Annotated in this window: 21 protein-coding genes; 12 read left to right on the top strand and 9 right to left on the bottom strand. The window is 44.7% G+C overall.

The window, feature by feature from the left end; all coding sequences use genetic code 11:
- Positions 1-8: 8 nt before the first annotated feature.
- The 4 genes from F551_RS0106520 to F551_RS0106505 form a co-directional block, all read right to left on the bottom strand.
- Positions 9-419, bottom strand: coding sequence for a hypothetical protein (locus tag F551_RS0106520; RefSeq protein ID WP_018996689.1), 411 nt, complete (start codon positions 417-419; stop codon positions 9-11).
- Between the two features lie 63 nt (positions 420-482).
- Positions 483-1,703: a 5-aminolevulinate synthase gene (gene hemA / locus F551_RS0106515; RefSeq protein WP_018996688.1), complete on the bottom strand. Its 1,221-nt coding sequence runs from the start codon at positions 1,701-1,703 to the stop codon at positions 483-485.
- Between the two features lie 342 nt (positions 1,704-2,045).
- A complete protein-coding gene (locus F551_RS0106510) occupies positions 2,046-2,546 on the bottom strand; it encodes a MarR family winged helix-turn-helix transcriptional regulator (protein ID WP_233355220.1) in 501 nt (166 codons plus the stop codon).
- A gap of 188 nt (positions 2,547-2,734) precedes the next feature.
- On the bottom strand, positions 2,735-3,769 hold the full coding sequence (locus F551_RS0106505; protein WP_018996686.1) for an enoyl-CoA hydratase/isomerase family protein: 1,035 nt from the start codon (positions 3,767-3,769) through the stop codon (positions 2,735-2,737).
- A gap of 281 nt (positions 3,770-4,050) precedes the next feature.
- Between F551_RS0106505 and F551_RS0106500 the strand changes: the two genes are divergently transcribed.
- From F551_RS0106500 to F551_RS0106460, 9 genes are all read left to right on the top strand, one after another.
- Positions 4,051-4,614: a GNAT family N-acetyltransferase gene (locus F551_RS0106500; protein WP_018996685.1), complete on the top strand. Its 564-nt coding sequence runs from the start codon at positions 4,051-4,053 to the stop codon at positions 4,612-4,614.
- 37 nt (positions 4,615-4,651) lie between these two features.
- Positions 4,652-5,635, top strand: coding sequence for a porphobilinogen synthase (gene hemB, locus F551_RS0106495; RefSeq protein WP_018996684.1), 984 nt, complete (start codon positions 4,652-4,654; stop codon positions 5,633-5,635).
- A 287-nt stretch (positions 5,636-5,922) separates the two neighbouring features.
- On the top strand, positions 5,923-6,606 hold the full coding sequence (locus F551_RS0106490) for a glutathione S-transferase (RefSeq protein WP_018996683.1): 684 nt from the start codon (positions 5,923-5,925) through the stop codon (positions 6,604-6,606).
- 20 nt (positions 6,607-6,626) lie between these two features.
- The gene (locus F551_RS0106485) at positions 6,627-7,766 is read left to right on the top strand and encodes a zinc-binding dehydrogenase (RefSeq protein WP_018996682.1); all 1,140 of its coding nucleotides are present in this window, start codon (positions 6,627-6,629) and stop codon (positions 7,764-7,766) included.
- A 206-nt stretch (positions 7,767-7,972) separates the two neighbouring features.
- Complete coding sequence (locus F551_RS0106480; protein ID WP_018996681.1) at positions 7,973-10,144, top strand: TonB-dependent receptor; 2,172 nt, start codon at positions 7,973-7,975, stop codon at positions 10,142-10,144.
- Positions 10,145-10,314: 170 nt separating this feature from the next.
- On the top strand, positions 10,315-11,136 hold the full coding sequence (locus F551_RS0106475; RefSeq protein ID WP_018996680.1) for a DUF547 domain-containing protein: 822 nt from the start codon (positions 10,315-10,317) through the stop codon (positions 11,134-11,136).
- 103 nt (positions 11,137-11,239) lie between these two features.
- On the top strand, positions 11,240-11,806 hold the full coding sequence (locus F551_RS16355) for an SRPBCC family protein (RefSeq protein ID WP_018996679.1): 567 nt from the start codon (positions 11,240-11,242) through the stop codon (positions 11,804-11,806).
- 8 nt (positions 11,807-11,814) lie between these two features.
- Complete coding sequence (locus F551_RS0106465; RefSeq protein WP_033404695.1) at positions 11,815-12,495, top strand: TIGR04283 family arsenosugar biosynthesis glycosyltransferase; 681 nt, start codon at positions 11,815-11,817, stop codon at positions 12,493-12,495.
- A gap of 146 nt (positions 12,496-12,641) precedes the next feature.
- Complete coding sequence (locus F551_RS0106460; RefSeq protein WP_033404760.1) at positions 12,642-13,028, top strand: MerC domain-containing protein; 387 nt, start codon at positions 12,642-12,644, stop codon at positions 13,026-13,028.
- Positions 13,029-13,035: 7 nt separating this feature from the next.
- On the opposite strand, the gene F551_RS0106455 is transcribed toward F551_RS0106460, so the two are convergent.
- The 5 genes from F551_RS0106455 to F551_RS0106425 all read right to left on the bottom strand — a co-directional run bounded on the left by F551_RS0106455 (position 13,036) and on the right by F551_RS0106425 (position 19,901).
- The gene (locus F551_RS0106455) at positions 13,036-14,601 is read right to left on the bottom strand and encodes a SpoVR family protein (RefSeq protein ID WP_018996676.1); all 1,566 of its coding nucleotides are present in this window, start codon (positions 14,599-14,601) and stop codon (positions 13,036-13,038) included.
- Positions 14,602-14,631: 30 nt separating this feature from the next.
- Positions 14,632-15,936 carry a YeaH/YhbH family protein gene (locus F551_RS0106450; protein WP_018996675.1) on the bottom strand — a complete coding sequence of 435 codons (1,305 nt, stop codon included), beginning with the start codon at positions 15,934-15,936 and terminating at the stop codon, positions 14,632-14,634.
- A gap of 6 nt (positions 15,937-15,942) precedes the next feature.
- Entirely contained in the window at positions 15,943-17,880 is a 1,938-nt protein-coding gene (locus F551_RS0106445) for a PrkA family serine protein kinase (RefSeq protein ID WP_018996674.1), read from the bottom strand.
- 450 nt (positions 17,881-18,330) lie between these two features.
- Positions 18,331-19,020 carry a 6-phosphogluconolactonase gene (pgl, locus tag F551_RS16350; protein ID WP_018996671.1) on the bottom strand — a complete coding sequence of 230 codons (690 nt, stop codon included), beginning with the start codon at positions 19,018-19,020 and terminating at the stop codon, positions 18,331-18,333.
- Between the two features lie 2 nt (positions 19,021-19,022).
- Positions 19,023-19,901, bottom strand: a complete 879-nt coding sequence (locus F551_RS0106425) for an NAD(P)-dependent oxidoreductase (RefSeq protein ID WP_018996670.1) — start codon at positions 19,899-19,901, stop codon at positions 19,023-19,025.
- Between the two features lie 201 nt (positions 19,902-20,102).
- Here F551_RS0106425 and F551_RS0106420 point away from each other — a divergent pair, with 201 nt between their 5' ends.
- From F551_RS0106420 to F551_RS0106410, 3 genes are all read left to right on the top strand, one after another.
- Positions 20,103-21,014 carry a flagellar motor protein MotB gene (locus F551_RS0106420; protein ID WP_018996669.1) on the top strand — a complete coding sequence of 304 codons (912 nt, stop codon included), beginning with the start codon at positions 20,103-20,105 and terminating at the stop codon, positions 21,012-21,014.
- Positions 21,015-21,103: 89 nt separating this feature from the next.
- Entirely contained in the window at positions 21,104-22,960 is a 1,857-nt protein-coding gene (locus tag F551_RS0106415; RefSeq protein ID WP_026296690.1) for an SLC13 family permease, read from the top strand.
- Positions 22,961-22,969: 9 nt separating this feature from the next.
- On the top strand, positions 22,970-23,746 hold the full coding sequence (locus F551_RS0106410) for an arginyltransferase (RefSeq protein WP_018996667.1): 777 nt from the start codon (positions 22,970-22,972) through the stop codon (positions 23,744-23,746).
- Positions 23,747-23,760: the final 14 nt, after the last annotated feature.

The following is a 23,760-nucleotide window of genomic DNA, read 5'->3' as shown; positions in this document are numbered from 1 at the left end:
GACAAAACCTAATCCGCTGCTTCCATCGCACGCTGCTCGTCAATCCACTTTGAATCTATATCAATTTTCTTTGCAATTTTGTGCTGCCCATCGATCAATCGCCAAAATGGGCTGACCTCGGAGGCTAACATCCCCTCTTTGAGACCTTCTATCGCTGCGTCGGCCACCATTCGTACAAATATAGCTGTTGAAAGTGGGCAAGTCGCATCACACTCTTCTTTTACAGCCATTTCAGCTTTCATATCATCGATAGATTTTGTGTGTCCGTATGGAATATTCTTGATGTAATCATCAACAATTTGAGGTGTCAGAACGACTAGGCTTTCACCCGGCTGCATTCCCCATACAGCCTTTTCCATGACGACCTTCTTTTTCTCTTTCTTGACAGCTAATTTTTCGCGCGCACTTTTCTTAGCCATAAAGCCACCTCAAAATAGAAGACTCATCTATTTTGAGGATACAGGAAGACGTAAATTCTTCAACTAAGCGACGCGTTCGAGTCCAAGTTGCGCCCAAATTGCCAATAACGCGGACACCAATTCATCCATCATTTCTTCCGTGTGGTTTGGAGAAGGTGTGAAGCGTAGGCGTTCCGTTCCCTTTGGAACCGTAGGATAATTAATTGGCTGAACATAAATTCCAAAATCATGAAGTAGAGTGTCAGACAACGCCTTACAACGCTCTGGGTCTGCAACAAGCAATGGAACGATGTGAGTTTCAGATTCCATCAGAGGCAACTTTGCGTCTCTGAACTTCTGTTTCAACATTGCAGCAGCTTCTTGATGGCGTCGACGCAATTCACGTCCCTCGTCCGAGCGAAGCTTGCGAATAGAAGTTAGAGCACCGGCAGCAAGAACCGGACAAGTAGACGTTGTAAAGATAAATCCAGGAGCCATTGAACGGATTGCATCGATCACAGCCGAACGACCAGTGATATAGCCGCCCATGACCCCAAAACCTTTGGCCAATGTACCTTCAATAATATCAATACGATCAGCCAGACCATCTCTTTGCGTGACGCCGGCTCCCTCTTCACCATACAACCCAACAGCGTGCACTTCATCAATGTAAGTCAACGCTTCAAATTCGTCTGCCAGATCGCAAATCTCTTCGATTGGCGCAACATCACCATCCATCGAATAAACACTCTCAAAGGCAATTAGCTTTGGCACATCCTCAGGATCATTTTCCATAAGGGCCCGCAAGTGCTCGACATCATTGTGCCTAAATACACGACGAGCACAATTTGAACGACGAATGCCTTCAATCATTGAGGCGTGGTTCAACGCATCAGAATATATAATTACATCAGGTAAAATTTTGGCGATTGTTGAAAGCGTTGCTTCGTTTGAAACATAACCAGATGTGAATAAGAGAGCTCCTTCTTTACCGTGAAGGTCGGCTAACTCTTTTTCTAGATCCACGTGATAGCGTGTTGTTCCAGAAATGTTTCTAGTTCCACCGGACCCAGCACCAAACGTATCAATCGCTTCATGCATACCATCCAGTACATCTGAATCTTGCCCCATTCCCAAATAATCGTTTGAACACCAGACAATTACATCTTGTTCACGGCCGTCTTCATAGCGAGCCGACGCGCGTGGAAACTCACCGCGATGCCGTTTTAGATCAATAAAAACGCGATAACGTCCCTCTGATCTAATGGAACTCAAAGCTTCCTCAAACGCGTGTAGATGTCTCATATTCTCTGCGCTCCTAGTTTGGTGCAGCATACCCGGGACGCACTTTCATCCGACTCAAGACTAAACCAGGTGCGTTTCTAATGTTATGACTAATTCTTTTTTTCCAAAAAGAAAACTGCATAAACGTCGCACTAGGTCTTTAAAGTTCATACTAGACAAGCACGGATCTCCCAATTTTGCCTAATCAGTACTCGAATATAGGACAAAAATTCCGCAATAAAACTCGAAACAAGAAAAAAGGCGCAATACCCTCACAGTATTGCGCCTTTTTTGCAGGTGCCCCTCAAAATCAGTTCGGGGAAACTGATTAAACGCCCGCTTAAACTTGAATGCCTCTATAAATTAGAGACGGTAGCGAATTTGGTCAGACCAGAAACGCTCAAGACGAGAAATTGTCTTGTTCATGTGCTGCAAATCATCATTACGTACAGACGCTGTTGGCTCTAGAGCCTGCGCTTGACGGTCAAACAATTGTGCAACTTTGCTCCGCACGTCCAAACCGCTCTCAGTCAACTTAAGTAAGACTGTACGACGGTCATCATCCGAACGTGTTTGCACAAGGTAACCACCTTCTTGCAACTTCTTCACATTGTACGACATTGACGTACCAGCAAACGCTCCACGAGCACGAAGAGTGCTAGCAGGTGTTTCTGATTCACCAATTTCATAAAGAAGAAGAGCTTGAACACCTGTAAGGTAACGCTCACCAGAACGTTCAAGATTGTCTTTTACAACATCGTGCAAACGACGGTGCGCTTGCTCGAGTAGAGACAAAGAACTTAGAAAAGAATATTCAATAGTATCGTCCACATCCATTTTAGATGCGTTAGCTTCAATCATCATCACCATCACCACTATACATTTTGTTTTTATTGGCTGATGACGAAACTACCCAAATGATTCTAACAAAATGCTAATGCTAAATAACGAATCGCAACTTTCTAGCAATTTTTGTCAATTTTTTTCTGAGAAAATCGCAGAATATTTTATATAAACCTGCGATTTCTTAGAAACCATAATGTGTTTATCCCCTAAACAAAGCTCAACTCACCCTCTTCTAGTGGGCTAAACATTTTCTCCAAATCAGCTTCATCTATTTCTTCCAATGATGCAGGAGACCATTTGGGTTTATTGTCTTTATCAATGACAACAGCACGAACACCTTCAGCAAAATCTGCGCGGCGCACAGAGCGATTAGCTAATCGAAACTCCATAGCCATAACATCTCTGAAGCTCTCTAGCTTTCCGCCTTCATTCAATTGGCGCAGAGTAACTTTCATTGAAAACGGGCATTTGCTCTTCATAATAGACAATTGCTTTAGTGCCCATTCGCTGCAGTCTTCCTCCAGCGCTGAGAATATTTCCTCCACGCTTGTCTTATCGAAGCACTTATTGATGGTATTTAGATGCTTTTTAAAGGATCCATACTCATCCCACTCCATAGCTTCCAATAAATCTAGTTCGCCACCCATGACAGACTCTTTGATGGCTGCCAGCACACTTTCTTCCACATAATGAGTCGCAATTCCAGCGGCAGCTACGTCAGCCCCTTTCAGTCTAGCACCCGTCAATCCAAGCCATTCTCCAAGTCCAGCCCCCAAACGTGGTAGGAACCATCCTCCGCCGACATCTGGAAATAATCCAATTCCAGTCTCTGGCATTGCAAACACAGTATTTTCAGTCGCAATTGTGTGGCTGCCATGCGCGCTCAAGCCAACACCGCCGCCCATTGTTATTCCGTCGATAAAGGACACAACTGGTTTGGGGAATTCAAATAGCTGAACATTCATACGGTATTCTGTTTCGAAGAATTTCCTAACTTCGACACCGTCTCCCCGCCCTGATACGGCCATTGGTTTAATATCGCCCCCAGCACAAAACCCTCTCGTACCCTCAGCATGATCGATAACTACGAGCTTGATGTCAGAATTATCTTTCCATTCCGCCAGCGTCGCAGAAATCTCAGCACACATGGCAGTGTTCAGTGCATGAAGTGCCTTGGGGCGGTTAAGTGTAATATGTCCAACGACGCCAGATTGACGTGTCACTACTTCTGAATTGCTCATTTTATCTCACTGTATTTTGATTAGAGCTAACCCTAATCGTCCCGTTTTATATTTTCACGGGTTCTATATTCCCCCTTCAAAAGAAACAAGACAGCAGGATCAGATGCCCCCAACGAAACAACATCACTGCACCGAGCCTTATTTCCTACTCATTCCCGAATTATAGATTTGAACTCTTGTTTAATTTGCCGCCAGACCGACGTGTGTAAAATAAACCAGCTAAACGACCAAAAGCAGTCATATTTATATCTTGATAAGAAATTTAAAGCTTACATTCTCTCATGAGTAATCTTGCCTATAAATACGAGACAATATTTCGACTGCGCCCTGCCAGATCGGATGAAGTTGAGACGCTTCAACTTATTGATATTAAATCTTGCGAAATTTTTCGCGATACTGGTCTGATTGATTTGGGGCCTACTTCTGCTCAATTACAACCTATTCCCGAAGAGAAACTGCGCCAGGGTTTAGGCGATGGGTTATTATGGATCTCTGCAGATGAGAGAGATAATCCTATCGGTTTCGCTTTGTGTTCTCACAAGCAAGAATGCCTGTATTTGGATCAAGTCTCGGTGCTACCTGAACATGGACAGCGCGGTTTAGGACGCCAACTTGTATTCGAGGCGATTTCAGCGGCACGTGACCATGATTACAAACACATAACACTTTCAACATTCCGCGATGTGCCTTGGAATGGAAAATTTTATAGAAGCATGGGATTTAAAGAAATTCCACGCAGACGCCTTGCCGCATGGCAATTGGAACTAGAACAGTTACAAAAAAGCACAATGGACGTTTCAAAACGTTGCTTCATGCAAAAGTCTGTGAAACGACTGTTTTTCTAAATCTTGTATCAAAGACCACATTAAAGAGAGTATCATCATGGCCTTTCCTGCAAACCGTCCACGCAGAACTCGCCAAGCAGACTGGGTGCGCCGATTAACACGTGAAACACGGCCTACAGCTGACGATCTAATCTGGTCAATTATCGTTCATGATGGAGAACAACCTCGCATCCCCGTCCAAGCGATGCCAGGTGTGGATCGGTTGAACATCGAGGAAGCTGTTAAAACAGCAAAAACAGCGCTGGATCTTGGAATCCCCGCCATAGCGATGTTCCCCAACATAGATCCATCAAAAAAAGACGAAACGGGCACCGAAGCTCTCAACCCTAACGGTCTCGTGCCTGAAGCCATTCGCGCTATGAAAGCAGCCGCTCCGGAAGTTGGCATCATATGCGATGTTGCGTTAGATCCATTCACCTCTCATGGCCATGACGGTCTTATCGATAACGATGGATATGTTCTCAATGATGAGACGACGGAGTTGCTGGTCAAGCAAGCTCTTGTTCAAGCACAAGCCGGAGCAGATGTCGTCGCACCTTCCGATATGATGGATGGACGTATTGGCGCAATTCGTTCTGGCCTAGAACACGCCGGATATACGAATACGCTTATCCTTTCTTATGCTGCGAAATATGTATCTGCCTTTTATGGCCCCTACCGCGAAGCAGTTGGGTCCGCTACTGCTCTTAAAGGTGACAAAAAGACTTACCAAATGGATTTTGGAAACTCAGAAGAAGCAATTCGAGAAACTGCACTAGACATCGAAGAAGGTGCCGACATGGTGATGGTCAAACCAGGCCTACCTTATTTGGATATTGTTCAACGAATTTCTAACGAGCTAAAAGTCCCTACTTTTGTTTTTCACGTTTCTGGCGAATACGCTGCAATCCAAGCATCAGCTGAACGTGGATGGATAGACGAAGAGCTCGCGATTGTTGAAATCACATCTGCTTTCAAACGCGCTGGAGCCTCTGGAATAGTCACTTACAACGCAGATAAGCTCGCAAAATTGCTCAGATAATGCCGTTCCAAACAATTATTTTGTACGTTTGTTCAAATTTTTTGTAGCAAAATTGAACCATTTTTTGATATCGCACAGCACTGAAAACAGAATGTAATTATTCTTTTTAATTACAGTCGCTTAGAAAGGTTACTCCTAAAAAAACGAGGTGTATTTATAATCATTTTCACTTCATTTTGCGTATTAAAACGCGCCCAAACTCACCTAAGGTAACGCTAAAATACGCTTGCAGCATCACGTCATCGTGCATAATTTTGAATCAACAAACAAAATAATGAGGGCTGCCTGTGTTTACTATTCATCACCTAAACAACTCGCGATCGCAACGTGTATTGTGGTTGTTAGAAGAATTAGGTTTTGCTTATCAAATCAAATCCTACCAGCGTGACCCAGTCACAATGTTAGCTCCACAAGAGCTTAAAAATGTTCACCCATTGGGAAAATCACCCGTCCTCGAACATGAAGGCAAAGTTATCGCTGAAACTGGGGCAATCTTTGACTACATTCTCAACATCTATGGCAACGGGCCTCTAAACCCAGACTTTTCCACTAATGAAGGTTTGGCCATGAACCATTGGATTCATTATGCAGAAGGCTCTGCAATGCCCCCGCTTTTGATGAAACTAGTTTTTGATCGCCTTCCCGAAAAAGCCGGCGGCCTTATCCGTCCGATCGTTCGCAAAGTCCGTGATAAAGCAATCCAGACTTTCATTGGTCCACAAATCGCCAGCCACGTAAAATATTGGTCGGATGCACTTTCCAAAAATGAATGGTTTGCGGGATCAGAATTTACAGCTGCCGACATAATGATGAGTTTTCCATTGGAAGCACTCACGATGCGATCTCCAGACACCATTCCCCCTGTCATCCAAGACTTCGTGAAGAAAATACACGCCCGCCCTGCTTATCAAGCTGCATTGAAAAAAGGCGGTGAATACGCCTACGCCAAACTACAAGAAAAAGAACAATAACTTATTTTAGGGAGCCAACCATGTCATTGCCTGCAAATTATCTTCAAATGCGCTCAACAGTTTCATCCGAAGGTCAACTTCGTATGGAATTGGTTGAAAAACAAATGCCAACACCAACTGAAAATCAAGTTGTTGTCCGCATTGAAGCAACGCCAATCAACCCTTCTGATCTAGCGGTAATGCTTGGTCTATCTGACTCATCACAAGCTACAACATCAGGTGATGGGTCAAAGGCAGTCCTTAGTGCTCCGATCGCACCGCAAATCATGCCAGCTCTAAAAGCCCGCTACGACCAAGCTCTCCCAATCGGAAATGAAGGCGCGGGTGTTGTTGTGGCAGCCGGATCTGGCGAATACGCTCAAAGCCTACTTGGCAAGACGGTGGCTGCGATGGGCGGCGGAATGTACGCTCAATACCAAGTTGTAGATGCAATGAATTGTCTTCCGCTTCTTGAAGGCAATACTGCCAAAGAAGGTGCATCTAGTTTTGTGAACCCTCTTACAGCGCTTTGTATGATTGAAACAATGCGCATGGACGGCCACACAGCTCTTGTGCACACAGCCGCTGCATCGAATTTAGGACAAATGCTAAACCGAATTTGTCAAGCTGATGGTGTGGACCTCGTCAATGTCGTTCGTAAAGATGAGCAAGAGAAAGTGCTGCGTGATATGGGCGCAAAATATGTTGTTAACAGCAGCAAAGAAACATTCATGAAGGATCTTATTAATGCGATCCACGAAACCGGTGCTACTCTAGCTTTTGACGCAACAGGTGGCGGACACTTGGCATCTAATATCCTGTCAGCAATGGAAGCAGCGGCCGCACGTACACCTGGCGCTTACAGCATTTACGGTTCCGTCAAACACAAACAAGTATATCTGTATGGTGGCCTAGACACAGCTCCGACGACACTATCACGCGGCTATGGTATGGCTTGGGGTGTTGGAGGCTGGCTATTGCCAAACTTCCTTGCAAAAGCTGGCATGGAAGTCGCTGTAAGATTGCGGACACGTGTCGCTAAAGAACTAACAACGACTTTTGCAAGCAACTACACAGAAGAACTCTCTCTAACAGATATGTTGGATGCAGATACTGTTCGTCGTTATGACGCCAAGAAAACTGGTGAGAAATTCTTAGTTTGCCCTCAAATGCCGATCTAATTGAGACTCAACATACTTTTAACTGGGGCCGTTGCATCAATTGCAACGGCCTTTTGTTTTCATGCCATTAGGTAGTGTGATAAAATGACAACATAATTGAGAGTAATTCTCATTCAAAGCAAAGTGTGTCACTTTTACAGTTGATTTTCATTCTCAACTGAAGCTATTGCGTTCTTAATAATTATTCGCAATTAGGTCAGAGTATAATGAAAAAAGCCGCCCTCTACGCAAGTGCAGCCCTAGCAGCCAGCGCAATCTCAACTGGCGTCAGCCACGCAGACGATGTAGCTCCACTGAAACAAGAAACTACAGTTGTTACGAGCCAATACTTGTATGCTGACCAAGTTAACTCCCTAAAAGCCCCCACCCCAATTATCGACGTGCCACAAAGCCTATCAATCGTTGATGCTGAACAGATTAACCTACGTGGTTTCAACAGTGTAGAAGACATCATTAATTACACACCTGGGGTAAATTCATCTCAAGGTGAAGGCCACCGTGACGCTGTTGTTTTCCGCGGCGTTCGCTCCACGGCTGATTTCTATCTCGATGGTGTGCGTGATGATGTTCAGTACTACCGCCCACTTTACAATCTAGAACAAGTTGAAATCCTGCGTGGTCCCAACGCGTTACTATTTGGCCGTGGCGGAACAGGTGGTGTCCTTAATCGTGTAACTAAAAAAGCCAAAGTTGGCGAAGAATTCACAGGATACAAAGCCGGCATTGATTCATTTGGTGGATATGAAGGCTCAATCGACAGCAATTTCATTATCAATGATCAAGCAGCATTCCGCGTAAACGCTTATTATGAGCACCTTAAAAACGACCGCGACTTCTTTGATGGTGACAATTTCGGCATAAACCCAACGGCGCGCATTAATATTGGCGACAGCACGGTTTGGGACTTATCGGCGGAATACCTAAACCATGAACGTTTCATCGACCGTGGTATTCCAACAGGCGCTGATGGTGAGCCGATTGAACGCCTAAAAGACATCGTTTTCGGTGACCCTGAACTAAACACAACTACACTGGACGCTTACATTTTGCGTACCAGCCTACAACACACATTCTCTGATAATCTCAAAGGTAACTTCACGGTTTCCTACGGTGATTATGATAAGCTTTACCGCAATTTCTATGCGGCCAACTACACAGCAAGTGATGACGATTTTGGTGGCGCAGAAACAGTTGATCTAGATGGTTACGTAGACACTACCCAACGCACAAATTTTGTGGTTGCAGGTAACCTTGTAAGCGAATTTACAACAGGAAGCATCGGACACACTATCATTGGTGGTGTTGAATACATTCAATCTGAAAACAACAACGATAGATATAACCCTGTTTTCGACACCACTGGAAATGACCGTGAAACATTCTTCATCGCTGCCCCTTTAAACTTCAGCAATGGTGTCGGCGTGAATGCCTCCAATGAAGCAACTTCTATGGCATTCACAAACCTGAACGACAAAACTGAGGCTGATGTTGAAGTATTCTCCCTCTACATCCAAGACCAGATTGAGATCAATCAATACATTGATGTTGTTCTGGGCGCACGTTTTGACAGTTTCGACTTCTCAGCTGATGAAGTTAACAAAAGTCTATACAACGACACAAATGGTACCACCGTCGAAACCACGCCAAGAAGCCGTAAAGATGAAGAATTCTCTCCTCGAGCAGGTATTGTTGTAAAGCCAATCGAAAATCTCTCTCTTTACGCCAGCTATAGCGAAAGCTTCTTACCTCGTTCAGGTGGACAATTTGCGAACATTAGCGATCTTTCTGCAACTCTTGATCCTGATTACTTCGAACAGGCCGAAATTGGTGTTAAATGGGATTTCATTGAAGGCATTAGCTTTACTGCTGCATACTTCCAAAATGAACAAACGCGCGCAGACAGAGACGACATTAACAGTGAACAACTTGAAATTAGAGGTCTTGAAGTTGAAGGTGTAGAACTTCAAATTCAGGGGAACATCACAGAACAATTCTTCATTACAGCTGGCTACAGCTATCTTGAAGGAGAAACCGACCAAGGACGCGAAATTCCTCGTGAATTACCTGAAAACACATTCTCTGTTTGGGGTGCCTACGACATCAACGAGAAATTCGGTCTTGGTCTAGGTGCTACATATCAGGATGAATCTTTTATCTCTGACTTAGATATTGGAACTGACGCCTCTGGTCACCCAACTTTGCCAGCGTACACTCGTGTGGATGCAATGGCTTATTACGACATCTCAGAACAGTTCCGTCTTCAGTTAAACATCGAAAACCTGACTGATGAAACATACTTCCCGAACGCACACAGCACGCACCAAGCTACTGTTGGCGCACCGCTAAATGCACGCTTCACAATTAGTGGACGCTTCTAAACTCCAAACTAGGTTTAGGAAACGCAAATAGAAAAAGGCCGCAACATGTCATGTGTTGCGGCCTTTGTATTTTTTACTCTTTTATTCGCTCACCCATTTGTGAATTGTGTGTGTACCCGCTCTATTGCACCTTTGATGACAACGAAATTCTCAAGTACCAAAGGTTTTCTATGAAGGCTCTCATCTCAACACTTACTTTATTGCTCACCCTGATGACCGCCCCTTTTGCCGCAAATGCGCAAAGCAAGCTAAGCGACTTCAATTCATATGATGACGCCAGCTCTCAAATCATTGACCAATCCCTTTGGGCAGACTTTTTGGAAAAATTCACAACAGTAACAGAAGACAATCAAGTTCAATTTGATTACGCAGCGGTGACCACTGAAGCACATGCTTTATTGAAGTCTTACATCAAATCTTTGGAAATGATTGACCCCACAACACTCAACAAAGAAGAAGCCTTTGTCTATTGGGTAAACATGTACAATGCCGTTACAGTAGATGAAATCCTGAACAAATATCCAGTCAGTTCAATTCTCAAAATACGATCGGGTCTCCTACCCGGCCCATGGAAGAAAAAGCTTATTACAGTAAATGGCACAAAGCTTTCTTTGGACAATGTAGAACATGGCATTCTTCGTAAATTCTGGAACGAACCACGTGTTCACTATGCCGTAAATTGCGCATCAATCGGGTGCCCAAACCTTTCAACCACGCCCTTTATTGTGGAAGGATTGGACGAAAAGCTAACGCAAGCAGCAATCAGTTATGTGAACCACCCTCGCGGTGTTACCTTCGCCAAAAATAGGCTCCAAGTTTCATCTATCTATAAATGGTTTAAAGAAGATTTTGGGACTACAGATGAAAATGTCATTGCGCATATTCAACAATACGCATCACCCGCTCTCAAAGAAAAATTGGCCAACATTTCCACTATCCATAAATACAAATACAGTTGGAAGTTAAACTCGCCCAACACTAATTCCGAGTGATGTACATTGATACAAGAAGGCAAAAAAAGTGCTTAGAAGGCTATTCTCGATAACAATATTAGTTTGGCTATTAGTCCCCTTTCAAACAATAGCCGAACCGGTATTGTCTGACGAGGATATCGCTACTCTGGAGAGTGGCGATGTCTTCGTTGAGAGCCAATCCAAAAAATCCAAAGACGGCATCAATTCTGGCAGCGTGAAAGCAGCCATTGATATCAATGCCCCTCCTGAAGTCGTTTGGAAAATTATGGTGGATTGCGCCAACGCGCCCAATATCGTTCCCAAACTCAAAAAATGTGAAGTGTTGGAATCTTCAACCAACGAAAATGGCCAAGTCATTTCCGATACGCGACTTCACGTTTTTTCCCTAAGTCGCCTCTGGCCAAAAACAAAAAACGAATTTTCATCAGATTATATCTACCCACAAAGTATTGTATTCAAACGCGTTGGGGGAGATTTAAAAGTCATGGAGGGTCGTTGGATTTTCATAGGAATAGACGAAGGTAGAAAGACACGCCTTTTTTATGAGTCCAAACTAGCCACCAACATTCCAGTCCCACGCTTTATGATCAATCGCGCTTTGTTTAAGGACACGCCCAAAATATTGAAAAACGTCAGAAAAGCCTCTGAGCAAGCGGCCGCTATTCAATCGATTAGTCTCACCGAGTAGGCGAATTCATGACACATCCCCCCACAATTAGTGTCATTATCCCCCTCCTCAATAACATCAAATCTGTTTTGCCTTTGGTTGAACAACTTTCAGAACTGAATTTTCATCAAATAATTATCGCGGATGGGGGAAGCACAGACGGCGGTATAGAGGCGCTCCTTACTGACAGTAGAGTAGAATTTCTAAATAGCCCTCGAGGCCGCGGCATTCAGATATGCGGAGGCACCGCAATAGCCACGGGAGACATTTTCTGGATCCTTCATGCAGATTCCGTAATTACTGAAAATGTAAAACAGCAAATAATCACCACAATGAAAAACCCGAAAGTTTCCCTTGGTTGCTTTCATCTAAAGTTCTCTACTGATCACCCTATTTTGAAGTTGTATGAATTTTTTAGCCGGTTTGATTGTCAGCTCACAACATTTGGTGATCAGGGATATTTCTTTAGACAACGCGACTATCAGAAAATAGGCGGATGCTCTCAAGAGCCACTTTTTGAAGATGTTGATTTGCGTCGAAAACTGAAAAAGCTGGGTATTGTGCAAAAATCGAATACCTGCATCACGACATCTGCAGAAAGATTTATGTCAAAGGGGCTCATAAAGACGCAGTTGCTGAATGTTGTATTTCTCACTGCATATTCAATTGGTGTATCCCCGAAATATCTCGCCAAAATATATTATTCTTAAACGTTATCCCCTGCTTTGATGCATTAATACGCAACTAGCTTATTGATATTTCGCTTCGTTACACTATTACAATATGGAAGATTGATGTTGAGCTCTTTCTCAGATCTCTAATCTCATACAATTCAAGACCCTTATTGGAGAGCAAATTGAAAGTACAGACAACTCCCCCCGCTTCAGGCTGGGCAGACATCACTGCTGTTGCTTTGTCATTTTTGTGCCTAGCTCACTGTTTGCTTCTTCCCTTTCTAGTGTCTGCGCTTCCACTTCTTGGACCGTTTTCAGAGAATGAGATGGTGCACAAATTATTGGTGCTCATTGCGATCCCAGTCTCTGCATCTGTATTCTTCACATCTCAGAATGCAAAACGACTGACGCCTGCTATTGTCGCTCTCATACTAACCGGTGGCACCCTGCTTATTTTGGGAGCGTTTGTTGAAATGTTTGAAGCCTACGAAACAAACCTCACGATTAGTGGTGTAATCTTGCTTTCTGCAGCTCACATTAGTCGTATGGTAGCCCGTCACAAAGCTTAACCTCTATCTAAGCATCTTCTGGATCCAACACGTATTTTTCAACAACTTTGCCGTTTGGATCCACTTCCCGAAGAGCAACGGGATAGCCCCATAAATTGCATAGATGGCGCATAACCCGCCACGTGTCGTCTGCATCCAACAACACGCCTTCAGAAATATAGTGCGTGAGGTTTAAGCAACGGTCTCCCGCGAGGTCCACATCCGATACCTGAATATTTGGATCCGCTCGTGACACATCATAATCTCGAGAAAGCGCACGGCGTACCTTTAGGTAACCTCGTTCGTCATGGATAGCAGCAACTTCAATTTCATCTTCCTCGCTATCATCCACGATATGGAACAAGCCGAGCTTACGGATCAAATGCGGTGAAAGATACTGCAGTACAAAACTCTCATCTCGAAAGTTTGCCCAAATATCCTTTAGCACTTCCATATGATTGCCGCGCCCCGCAATGTCAGGAAACCATTCTAAATCTTCATGAGTTGGTTCATTGCATATGCGTTCTATATCCTCACACATTGCAAAACCCAATGCATAAGGATTGATGCCGCTAAAGCGCTGATCATCAAACTCTGGCTGCATAACGACACCGGAATGAGAATGAAGAAATTCCAAGTAACTTCCGTCTGAAATTTGCCCTTTTTCATGCAAACGCGTCATGATCCGGTGATGCGTGTATGTGGCACATCCCTCATTCATCATTTTGGTCTGTCGTTGCGGATAAAAATACTGTGCAATTAATCGCACAATCCGCAATATTTCTCGCTTCCAAGGCTCAAGGCGTGGTGCTGTTTTTTCCAAAAAATAGAGAATATTTTCCTCGGGCAATCCAAGTATTTCGCGTTGACGCGCTAATATAGCCTCATCTTCAGTAACTTGTTTTTTCTCTTTATCAGGAACCGTTCTCCACAAATCATTGAACAATGCTTCTCCATGCTCGCGGCGCAATCGTTCTCTGTCTGCCTCCTCGGCTAAACTAGCCTGACGTTTCTTGGGATAGCGATGAATACCATGAGACTGAAGCGCATGGGCTGAGTCGAGTACTTTCTCTACTTCATCCGGCCCATATTTATCTTCACACTTCGCGATAAATGATTTCGCAAAAGCGAGATAATCGATAATCCCGCTGGCATCTGTCCATTGCTTGAAGACGTAATTATTTCGGAAGAAATGCGAATGCCCAAAGGCGGCATGCGCAATCACAAGTGTCTGCATAGTTGCAGAGTTTTCTTCCATTATGTAACAAACACATGGATCTGAATTGATTACAATCTCATAGGCTAGCCCCTGATACCCTTTGCGATACATGGCTTCATTGTAGGCAAATTGTTTTCCGAAGCTCCAGTGATTGTAAAACAACGGCATTCCGGTCGAAGCATATGCATCAAGCATCTGCTCGGATGTAATCACTTCGATTTGACTGGGGTACGGTTCCAGTTTCATCTCACCAATCGCAATTTCATCAATCGCATTGTAGACTTTATCAATCAACGCGGCATCCCAGTCGGCCTCTTCAAACAAGAGATTGTTTTGGGATGTTTCGTCGGTTTTTACTTTTTCCTGTGCGGTCATGTGATCTCACACTTTCTTCAAATAAATTAATTAGGCAGACGCAGCCTCGCTCGCGGTTTCGCGTTTTTTGAACAAGTCTGCAAAGACAGGGAAAATCTCGCGGCGATGTTTTACTTTTCGCATGGCGACATCACCGCCGGATGCAACAAGGTGATGATAAGCACGCCATAACCCGGTCTCTTCATCACCGGACATTCGGAATCGTTGCTGCTCGTCATTTCCAACTTCAAGATAAGCGTAATATTGACAGAGCGGCAGGATCACATCTTGAAGCATGCTCACAGTTTTAAGGTTATCTGACGGCAGATTATCTCCATCTGATGCTTGAGCAGCATATATATTCCACTGGTCGGCAGGAAAACGATCTCTCACAACCTCCAACATTTCCTCAAGTGCGGTCGACACAATCGTTCCGCCGCTTTCACGGCTATAGAAGAATGTTTGCTCGTCGACTTCTTTAGCCTCATGCGTATGCCGGATGAACACCACCTCCACGCGTGAATAGCGTGTCTGAAGGAACAAATAGAGCAAGCTATAAAATCGCTTTGCCAAATCTTTCATATGTTTGTCCATAGACCCTGAAACATCCATCAGACAAAACATAACTGCCCGCGCAACAGGCTGTGGCACACCTTCGAAACGGCGATACTTCACATCAATTGGATCAATAAACGGAATGAACTTCTTTCGCCGTTTCAGAGTATCAATCTTATCCTGCGCTGTTTTAATTTTGGCAGAAGGTGCGTCATCAACTTTAAGCTTGGCGAGGGCTTTTTCAGCTATTTCAATTTCACCCTCACGCGGGCGTTTTAGCGCGATCCGCCGAGACATGGAATTTCTCATAGTTCGGCCGATAGCAATTGATGTGGGCGGTCCAGACGATTGAAAGCCTGCACGTTCAGGAATAACATCCTCAACACCCATGACTTGACGTTTTGCAAGATCAGGTAACTCTAAGTCTTCAAGGAAAAGTTCCATAAACTCTTCACTGGAGAGGTTAAATGTAAAGTCATCCTGTCCCTCGCCACCGTCAGAAGCTTTACTTCCACCACCTTCGCCATCCTCAGGGCGCTCAATGCGATCTCCTTCCAGATACTCCTTGTTACCGGGAAGGACACGTTCACGGCGACCACCAAAACGGCCTTTACGTAATGACGGTTCGTGAACACCGTCTGCGGGGATAACAACATCCCCGCCCTTGCCCGTGTCTTTGATTGAACGCCCGGAGGCTGCCTCTTTCACCGCTTTTTTAACCAGTTTTTTAGACCGCTTTAAAAATCGCTGTCGGTTAGTAAGGCTTTTACCTCCTTCGCGTCGTCGGTCGATAATATGCATGTATCATCACCCCGCTTGTCTCACGCGCATATACCACTCAACGAGGCGTCTTACCTGCCTGTCGGTATAACCACGCTCTACCATGCGCTGAACAAACTCATTGTGCTTCTTCTCGCTGTCGGAGTCCTTTTTAGAACCAAATGAGATAACCGGCAGCAATTCTTCCACTTGAGCAAACATACGGCGCTCAATTACTTCTCGGATTTTCTCATAGGATGTCCAACTTGGGTTCTCACCCTTATTGTTGGCACGTGTCCGTAAAGTGAATTTCACCACTTCGTTTCTGAAGTCTTTTGGGTTTGCTATGCCAGCTGGTTTTTCAATTTTCGAAAGCTCTTGGTTCAAAGACTCGCGGTTTAATAGCTGACCAGTATCTGGATCTTTAAAGTCCTGATCTTCAATCCAAGCGTCAGCATAATCAACATATCGGTCAAACAGGTTTTGCCCGTAATCATGGTAACTTTCCAAATATGCTTTCTGGATTTCATGGCCGATAAACTCCGCATAACGCGGTGCCAATTCACCTTTTATGTAGCCGAGATACGCGTTTTCGACCTCCTCAGGGAATTGCTCACGCTTAATTGCTTGCTCCATCACATACATGAGATGCACGGGGTCAGCCGCAACTTCCTCTGTATCATGATTGAACGTTGCCGAGAGCGCTTTGAAAGCAAAACGTGTGGAGATTCCATTCATCCCCTCATCGACACCTGCTACGTCCTTATACTCTTGCATTGTGCGTGCTTTGGGGTCGACATCTTTTAGGCTGTCACCATCGTAAACGCGCATCTTCGCATAAGGTGTAGAGTTTTCATGCTCTTTCAGACGAGAAAGCACTGAACATTGCGCCAACATTTCCAATGTGCCTGGTGCACAAGGCGCTTCTGAAAGCTCCGATGATCCAACGAGTTTTTCGTAGATTTTCACTTCCTCTTCAACACGCAAACAATATGGAACTTTGATCACATAAATACGGTCGATAAACGCTTCATTGGTTTTGTTGTTCTTAAAGGATTTCCACTCACTTTCATTGGAGTGGGCCATGATAATTCCCGTGTAAGGAATTGCACCGATATTCTCAGAGCCAACATAGTTTCCTTCTTGTGTCGCTGTCAGCAATGGGTGCAACATCTTGATCGGAGCTTTAAACATCTCCACAAATTCAAGTACACCTTGATTAGCGCGGTTTAGACCACCAGAATAAGAATATGCATCCGGATCATCTTGAGAATGGAATTCAAGCTGGCGAATATCCACCTTCCCAACGAGTGAGGACACATCCTGATTGTTTTCATCGCCGGGCTCGGTTTTAGCAATAGCTGTCTGCCGCAAACGAGAAGGCATTAACTTGGCGACTTTGAACTTGGTGATATCACCACCAAATTCATCTAGTCTTTTAAGTGCCCATGGGCTCATTAACCCCGTCAGACGACGTTTTGGGATATTGAACTCAGAGGAGAGTTGCTCACCATAAATTTCAGGATCAAACAGTCCCAATGGACTTTCAAAAATCGGTGATAAATCGTCACCTGCCTTGAGTACATAGACCGGCTGCTCTTCCATGAGTGACTTCACGCGTTCTGCGAGGGAAGACTTACCGCCACCTACTGGGCCTAATAGATAAAGTATTTGTTTGCGTTCTTCTAAACCTTGCGCACCTTGGCGAAAAAACGCCACGATACGTTCTATTGTTTCTTCCATGCCGAAAAATTCTTTAAAGGCTGGATAAACGCGGATTGTTCTATTCATAAAGATTCGACCCAAACGCGGGTCTTTGGAAGTATCCACCATTTCCGGTTCACCAATGGCGGCCAGCAATCTTTCGTGTGGTCCTGCATACATTAGTGAGTCGCTTTTGCAGCCCTCCAGATAATCCTGAAGGCTCATCACTGTTTCGCGACGGGCTTCAAAGGCGCGTGTATAAGAGTCAAAGAGTTCGCTCATTCTAGTCGCTCCGTCCTAAAGTTAGAGAAATTAATTTTGAAATTGGGTTGAATTGTAACGAGACCGTCGCCCTCCAAGGCGGGTAGTGTTTCGACTAGGCACAAAGGCCCAGAAGTTCCAACCTGAAGCATTCTAGGCATGACACCTCCTGTTCAGACAAAACTCGTTACAGGTGAATCATGCCCTGCATTTCCAAATACGCAAAGAGAAAAAATGCATATGTTACAAGGATGTGATAATTATTTCAGTGATTGTGAATTCAATTTAGACGAGAAACAGCGCCCTGACTTTGAAGTCGGTTTTTCAGGCAAAACTTGCCACCAAACGCTCAAACAGCATGAGAGCATTTTCTTAATTATGGAATAATTTAATGCAGTTTTAGTGCCAAATTTGCGGCAAATGCGTGATATATGACACGCATTTGCACAGCTTTTGATCGCTATAGGTCAATCAAGCATATAAAATGATGAGACGATCACCGGCAGCCTTTTCCACAAGACGAACAGGATAATCAGTACTCTTGTCTTCGAAGACTTTTAACTTGTCTTCACCTGTAATCATCAAGATTACATTCTTAGCATTCGCCACAGCTTTATAAGTTAGAGTCATACGTTCCAATTCATCACCCGTCACCTCAGATCGGTTCGCCATAACCGCGGCAATTAGTTTGTCATTAGATGGATCAGTCGCTTCTATCAGCCCGTCAGCTTCTGGAAACCAAGATAAAGAATGTCCATCAGGCCCCATCCCCAAAATCACAACATCTAGTGGCAATTTTATTTCAGCAAACTCAGCGGCCCGTTGCTCCACTGCCTCAGCAGCAGACTTGCCCTCAACAAACATCGGATAAAACTTGGCTGCTGCGCCATTGTTTTTCAACAGAGTATTGTTGAGGAGTTTTTGGTTTGAACGGTCATGGTCGGGAGATACCCAACGGTCATCGACTAAGCCAACTTTAATTTTTGACCAATCAAGGTCAGTCGCAGATAACTGCTCATAAAGTGGTCCAGGCGTCGAACCACCCGAACACATCAAGCTGGCAGCGCCATTTTGCGCAAGCCCAACATCCAGCACTTCAAACACGATCTCATATGCGCGTTCAACTAAATCAGCCTTGTTCCCAAAACGTTCAAACTTCATAATCAGCCCTTTTTGATATCGCTATCAGTGTTAAGGCGAGTCAATAAACTAGAGGTGTCCCAACGTCCACCACCCTTTTTCTGAACATCTGCATAGAATTGATCAATCATGGCCGTTACAGGCAGACTAGCCCCAGATTGGCGCGCGGCATCAAGCGCAATGCGTAGGTCTTTTCTGAGCCAATCAACGGCAAAACCAAACTCATATTCGCCTTCCACCATGGTTTTACCACGGTTTTCCATCTGCCATGATTGAGCAGATCCGCCAGAGACGGCTTTGAGAACCTGATCTGTATCCAAATCATGCTTCATGGCAAAATGAAGCCCCTCGGACAGTCCTTGCAAGACACCAGCAATACAAATCTGATTGACAGACTTCGCTAATTGCCCCGTTCCAATTTCTCCAATGCGCGTAATAGTGGCTGCATAGGCCTCCATTACCGGAACTGCTTTTTCAAACACATCCTGATCCGCGCCAGCCATGACGGTCAATTTTCCATTCACTGCACCAGCTTCACCTCCTGAAACCGGTCCATCAATAAAATGAGCTGCATTTGACGAACATTTCTTGGCAATTCGTTTCGCGAGATCAGCTGATGTTGTGGTGTGATCGATAACAATCATCCCAGGCTTCAGGCCAGCTTCTATTTGTTCAAAAACGGCATCCACATCAGGGTCATCGCCTAAGCACATCATTATGAAATCGGCATCTGCTATAGCTTCAAGTGGTGATCCGCAGGCAATGCCATTGTATTTGTTCGCCCATGCTTCAGCTTTTACGTGTGTTCTATTCCAAACTTTTACGGAATGTCCTTTTGTGGCCAGCCAACCTGCCATAGGACCGCCCATTACTCCCAAACCAAGAAATGCACAATTAGCCATCACAAAATCTCCTCAACCGAAGTAAATCTAACTATCCAGCAAATGAATAGCAGTATTTTCTGCTACAGCCAGAGTCTTTCGTCACAATAGAAATACTATCCATTTTTTTGTTTGATTGGCTAATTCGTGCACTCCCCCTTAACCATCAGCAACTAATTTCATTCAAATATTCGAATTTTGACTAGTTGAGATTGTATACGCATGTCGAATGAACAACCTGTCGTCATTAAAAAGGTCAAAAAAGTCGTTGGTGGTGGTCACCACGGTGGAGCATGGAAAGTTGCTTACGCTGACTTCGTGACCGCTATGATGGCTTTCTTCCTTCTAATGTGGTTGATCAACACAACATCTCCGGATCAGAAGCGCGGTATTGCAGACTATTTTGCGCCTGCAAGTGTTTCCAAGTCCAAACAAGGTTCTGACGGAATGCTTGGCGGTACAAGCTTCCAAGACGATGGTGCTCGCTCCGGCGGTACAAACCGCCCTATGCCTGAAAGCAAGCAGACAGCTTCAAAACGCAGGACATCGACGAAAAACCCCGGAAGCACAAAAGACGAAAAAGCCAAAAGCAAAGAAGTTTCCAAAAGCGCACTGAGCAAAGCTATTGCAATGCGCGAACAGGCCCAATTTGAACGCGCTGAACAATCTCTAAGACAAGCCATGCAAGATATGCCAGACCTTGCAGCTCTCTCTAAACACGTGGTTATTGACCAAACCCCTGAAGGTTTGCGCATCCAAATAGTCGATCAAGAAGGCCGCGCAATGTTTGCGGCTGCATCAAATAAACCTCTTCCGCGTGCCGAAAAAATACTCTCTGCAGTTTCAAAAGTTGTAATGCAGCTTCCTAACCGCATCTCGATTTCGGGTCATACTGGTGACCTGCCTACAGGTATTGAGAATTATTCAAACTGGGAGTTATCGTCTGACCGTGCAAACGCCGCTCGTCAAATCCTTCAAAATTCAGGACTTGATGCAGAACGGGTTTTCCAAGTGTCAGGTAAGGCGGGATCAGAACCACTTTACCCTGATGACCCAGATTTACCGGGGAACAGACGAATTTCGATTGTTCTTCTAAGAGAATCCCCTGTGCTTCCTAGTGACCATTCATTATAAGCGTTAGAAAATCTGACTAGACATTCAATTTACGGGGGTTTTAGTGTCTTTGTAAGCAAACAGCCTGCTCAAAAGCCACTGGACGAAATATGCTCTTAACTCAAATAACATCTGCTCTAACGATGTGGATCAGTCTAGGGGTCGTGGTCCTAGCAATCATTCTGTATATGTATGAGCGCATTTCGATGGAGCTGGTTTCAGTTGGCATCGTGACCGGATTGCTATTGATTTTCGCTCTTCCATTTGCTGTGGGTGCAAATGGGGAACCAATTCCTCCAGAAACAATATTAAGTGGATTTGGTAATGCGGCTCTCGTTACAATCATGGCCCTGCTCGTCATAGGACAAGGCATGTTCCAAACCGGAGCGCTTGATGGCCCCTCGCAGAGATTGCTGAAATCCTATGAAGTTGCTCCCCGAATGACACTCGTTGCGGCTTTTTTTGCAGTCTTCGTAACCTCTGCCTTCGTCAACAATACGCCAGTTGTAGTGATGTTTCTCCCTATCATGACAGCAATTGCGACACGCACTGGCGCAGCGCCATCTAAACTATTGATTCCACTTAGTTTTGTATCAGTTTTGGCAGGGATGACTACTCTTATAGGTTCATCCACTAACCTTCTGGCTGCTGAAACACTACTGCGTATAGAAGGTCGCGAATTAGGCTTTTTTGAATTATCACCAATTGGCCTCATGCTCGCAGCAGTAGGTCTTACCTACATCGCCATATTCGCGCCTATCCTTTTGCCCAACAGAGAAGCCGAAGGTGAAGCTGCAGCGAAAGGCACAGGAAAGCAGTTCATCGCGCAAATTGAGGTGACACCAGATCACCCTATGGAAGGTAAACAATCAGTCGCTGGCATGTTCCCAGACCTTCCCAATATGACAGTAAGAATGGTTCAACGCGGAAATGAGACTGTCCTCCCGCCATTTGAAGATCTCACTCTTCGCCCGGGTGATCTCATCATCGTTGCGGCTACTCGTAAATCACTGACAGAGGTTCTGTCTCGCCGCCCCAAACTATTGCGTTCAATTTGGCGCTCTGGCTTCGAAAATTACGATGAAGCGTCAGGCAATCCTCCTCCACTTTCCCTTTCGGAAGCAGTGGTTTCGCCCGGTTCGAGGTTAATTGCACGCACTATCGACCAAATGGGATATGCCAGCCGCAATGACGCTGTTGTTATGGGAGTGCAACGCCGATCGAGAATGATCAGAGCACGCTTGGGTGAAATTCGACTAGAATCGGGTGATACACTCTTATTATGCGGAACGCGGCAAGCCTTTGATGAGATGCGAACAGACCGCGACCTTCTTTTATTGGACTGGTCACGAACAGATCTGCCTGATGTCACCAAAGCTATTTATGCCAGACTAATTGCTCTATCAGTTGTCATCATGGCAGCCACAGGAATTCTAAATATTCTGCACGCTTCCTTGTTGGGCGCGGTCGCCATGATTGGATTTGGCTGTCTTAACATTCGTCAAGCGGCGCGCGCATTGGATTTACGCATATTTTTATTAATCGCCGCCGCACTTGCAATGGGAGCTTCTCTTGAAGCGACAGGCGCTGCTGATTTTGTTGCGCAGAAAGCGGTCGACATAGCTGCACCTTATGGTCCGCTTGCCATCATATCGATTCTATTCATCACAGTTGCACTGGTCACCAACCTGTTATCTAATTCCGCAACTGCGATTATTTTCACCCCAATAGCCATTGCTACAGCACATCAACTCAATATAGATCCAACACCATTTGTGTTAACTGTGATCTACGCATCCAATTGTGCATTTGCGACGCCAATCGCCTATCAGACGAATTTGCTCGTTATGGGACCGGGACATTATCGTTTTGGAGACTATGTCAAGTTCGGAACGCCATTAGTTTTGCTAATTTGGGTGATATTTACACTCATTGCGGGCTGGCAATTTGACTTAGGCACGGCATAATAGTGCTGAATGAAAGAAAATAAAAACACATTCTCAATTCCACCTGAAGTGGCGCGAAGTGTGAGGTTTCATATAACGACCTCACAACCATGCCCCTATCTTCCCGACCGGAAAGAAAGAAAAGTCTTCGCAAATCTATCAACTCACAATGCGGTTGAATTGAATGATGTGCTAACCAGAGTTGGTTTTAGACGATCCCAGACAATTGCATATTCACCAGCTTGTATTTCTTGTCAGGAATGCAAATCAGTCCGAATAGATGTGAAAAACTTCAAATGGACTCAACGGTGGAGACGTGTGCTTAAAAAGAATAGCGATTTAACGAGAACTCCCTGCCCCAAAACTGCTAGCAATGAACAATTCAGATTGTTGAAAAAATATCTTGATAGCAGACATGATAATGGCGGCATGAATGATATGACGATGCGAGACTATATAAATATGGTCGATGCAAGCCCGGTTCGTTCTGTCGTATTTGAATATAGACAGCCAAAACAATTTTCATCCGATGAAGGAATACTCACATCAACCGCCTTAACTGATGTGCTCAAAGATGGGCTTTCCATGGTCTATTCCTTCTTTTCACCCAATGAAACAACACGCGGTCTTGGCACTTATATGGTTCTAGACCACATTAGACTGGCCGAAGAATTAGGTCTTCCATACGTTTATCTTGGATATTGGGTCAAAGGCTCAGACAAGATGGGATATAAAGCGAATTTCAGACCGCTAGAGGTTTGTGAAGGAGATGATTGGCGTCCCCTTCTTGACGAAGACAATTCCTAACCAGTATTCACGTT

The sequence above is a fragment of the Hirschia maritima DSM 19733 genome, from assembly GCF_000378345.1.
Taxonomy (GTDB): domain Bacteria; phylum Pseudomonadota; class Alphaproteobacteria; order Caulobacterales; family Hyphomonadaceae; genus Hirschia; species Hirschia maritima.
This window is presented reverse-complemented; position numbering and strand designations above follow the sequence as displayed.

Coding starts and splice junctions, on each gene's coding strand:
- F551_RS0106410 (WP_018996667.1), top strand. CDS start 22,970: ATGAAAGAAAATAAAAACACATTCTCAATTCCACCTGAAGTGGCGCGA.
- F551_RS0106510 (WP_233355220.1), bottom strand. CDS start 2,546: ATGATGATTGAAGCTAACGCATCTAAAATGGATGTGGACGATACTATT.
- F551_RS0106505 (WP_018996686.1), bottom strand. CDS start 3,769: ATGAGCAATTCAGAAGTAGTGACACGTCAATCTGGCGTCGTTGGACAT.
- F551_RS0106480 (WP_018996681.1), top strand. CDS start 7,973: ATGAAAAAAGCCGCCCTCTACGCAAGTGCAGCCCTAGCAGCCAGCGCA.
- F551_RS0106425 (WP_018996670.1), bottom strand. CDS start 19,901: ATGGCTAATTGTGCATTTCTTGGTTTGGGAGTAATGGGCGGTCCTATG.
- F551_RS0106465 (WP_033404695.1), top strand. CDS start 11,815: ATGACACATCCCCCCACAATTAGTGTCATTATCCCCCTCCTCAATAAC.
- F551_RS0106455 (WP_018996676.1), bottom strand. CDS start 14,601: ATGACCGCACAGGAAAAAGTAAAAACCGACGAAACATCCCAAAACAAT.
- hemA (WP_018996688.1), bottom strand. CDS start 1,703: ATGAGACATCTACACGCGTTTGAGGAAGCTTTGAGTTCCATTAGATCA.
- F551_RS0106485 (WP_018996682.1), top strand. CDS start 6,627: ATGTCATTGCCTGCAAATTATCTTCAAATGCGCTCAACAGTTTCATCC.
- F551_RS0106415 (WP_026296690.1), top strand. CDS start 21,104: ATGCTCTTAACTCAAATAACATCTGCTCTAACGATGTGGATCAGTCTA.
- F551_RS0106500 (WP_018996685.1), top strand. CDS start 4,051: ATGAGTAATCTTGCCTATAAATACGAGACAATATTTCGACTGCGCCCT.
- F551_RS0106475 (WP_018996680.1), top strand. CDS start 10,315: ATGAAGGCTCTCATCTCAACACTTACTTTATTGCTCACCCTGATGACC.
- pgl (WP_018996671.1), bottom strand. CDS start 19,020: ATGAAGTTTGAACGTTTTGGGAACAAGGCTGATTTAGTTGAACGCGCA.
- F551_RS0106450 (WP_018996675.1), bottom strand. CDS start 15,936: ATGCATATTATCGACCGACGACGCGAAGGAGGTAAAAGCCTTACTAAC.
- hemB (WP_018996684.1), top strand. CDS start 4,652: ATGGCCTTTCCTGCAAACCGTCCACGCAGAACTCGCCAAGCAGACTGG.
- F551_RS0106420 (WP_018996669.1), top strand. CDS start 20,103: ATGTCGAATGAACAACCTGTCGTCATTAAAAAGGTCAAAAAAGTCGTT.
- F551_RS0106445 (WP_018996674.1), bottom strand. CDS start 17,880: ATGAGCGAACTCTTTGACTCTTATACACGCGCCTTTGAAGCCCGTCGC.
- F551_RS0106520 (WP_018996689.1), bottom strand. CDS start 419: ATGGCTAAGAAAAGTGCGCGCGAAAAATTAGCTGTCAAGAAAGAGAAA.